At 76.6% G+C, this 1416-nt stretch carries 1 protein-coding gene and 1 pseudogene; both read left to right on the top strand.

The features are described from left to right. Positions 1–546: pseudogene (locus ABZ914_RS51385) on the top strand (hypothetical protein); the annotation flags it as partial. Between the two features lie 58 nt (positions 547–604). After that, positions 605–1416, top strand: an 812-nt coding sequence (locus tag ABZ914_RS51380) for a lipid II flippase MurJ (protein WP_500201813.1), incomplete at its 3' end; no start/stop codon positions are given.

Below are 1416 nucleotides of genomic sequence, written 5' to 3'. Positions count from 1 at the left end.
GCCCCGACGCGGCGCGGCCGCGCGCTCGACACCGTCGTGAACGGCGCGATCGTGGCGGGCGGCGCCAACCTGATGAACCTGTTCGACCTGCGGCCCGGCCGCGCCATCAAGGTCGGCGTCATCACCGGGACGCCGCTGGCGCTGGCCCGGCCGTCGTCGGCCGTCGCCGCCGCGCCGCTGGGCGCCGCCGCGGCGCTGCTGCCCGAGGACCTCGCCGAGCGGGCGATGCTCGGCGACACCGGCTCCAACGCGCTCGGCGCGCTGCTCGGCCTGGCCGCGACGCGGCTCGGCCGCGGTCCCCGGCTGGCCGTGCTGGGCGGGCTCGTCGCGCTGAACGCGGCCAGCGAGTTCGTCAGCTTCACCAAGGTCATCGCGGCGAACCCGGTGCTGAACCGGATCGACATGCTCGGCCGGCGTCCCGTCGCGGCGCCCGCCCCGGCGGCCGCCGCCGCGGCCGACAAGCCGGACATGGAGGACGCGTTCCGGCCGCACGTGCCGCCGCAGTCGGGCCCCGCCGGCGACGGCGTCACCGCGGACCCCGCGTAGGCTCGCGGAGCCCCCCGCCGGTCCCGACAGCGCCTTCCGTGACGAGTGCCCCTCACCGATGCCCGCCAACACCCCGTCCCGCACCTCGCCGAGCGACCCGCCGGCGGGCGGCGGGCCGCCCGATGAGCACGACGGCGACGCCGTGACGCCGTCGCCGCGCGGGTCCGCGCTGCGGCGGCTGACCGGCGGCCTCGCCGGCGCCGCCGTGGTGATCGGGGTCATCACGGTGCTGGCGCGGCTTGCCGGGTTCGGGAGGACGTACTCCTTCTCGCAGACGGTCACCACGTCGTGCCTGAGCCAGGCGTACTTCAGCGCGACGCAGCTGCCCAGCAGCATCTACGAGATCGTGGCGGGCGGCGCGCTGGCCAGCATGGTCGTCCCGGTGCTGGCCGGGCCCGCCGAGCGCGGCGACCGCGCCGAGGTCCGCCGGACCGCCTCGGCGCTGCTGACCTGGATCGTGCTGCTGATGCTGCCGCTCACGGCGCTGATGGCGGGGCTCTCCCATCCGCTGATGGACCTGGCGGTCTCCGAGCATCTGCAGGGATGCTCGCGCGACGACGTGGTGCGCGTCGGCGGGGACATGCTGGCGATCCAGTCCGTGCAGATGGTGATGTACGGGGCGGCCGTCGTGCTGTACGGGCTGCTGCAGTCGCACCGCCGGTTCGTGGCGCCCGCGCTGGCGCCGCTGGTGTCGAGCCTGGTGGTGATCGGCGCGTACGTCGCCTACGCGCCGCTCGGCCGGGGGTTCGAGAACGACCTGGCCGGGCTGCCGCTGGACGCCGAGCTGACGCTGTCGGTCGGCACGGCGCTCGGCGGCGTCGCGATGGCCGCGACGGCCGGGGTCGCCGCGTGGCGGCTGCGCCTGCGGCT

This window comes from Spirillospora sp. NPDC046719, from assembly GCF_040645715.1.
GTDB lineage: Bacteria > Actinomycetota > Actinomycetes > Streptosporangiales > Streptosporangiaceae > Spirillospora.
Note: the sequence above shows the minus strand (reverse complement) of the source record. Positions and strands in the feature narration are given on the sequence as shown.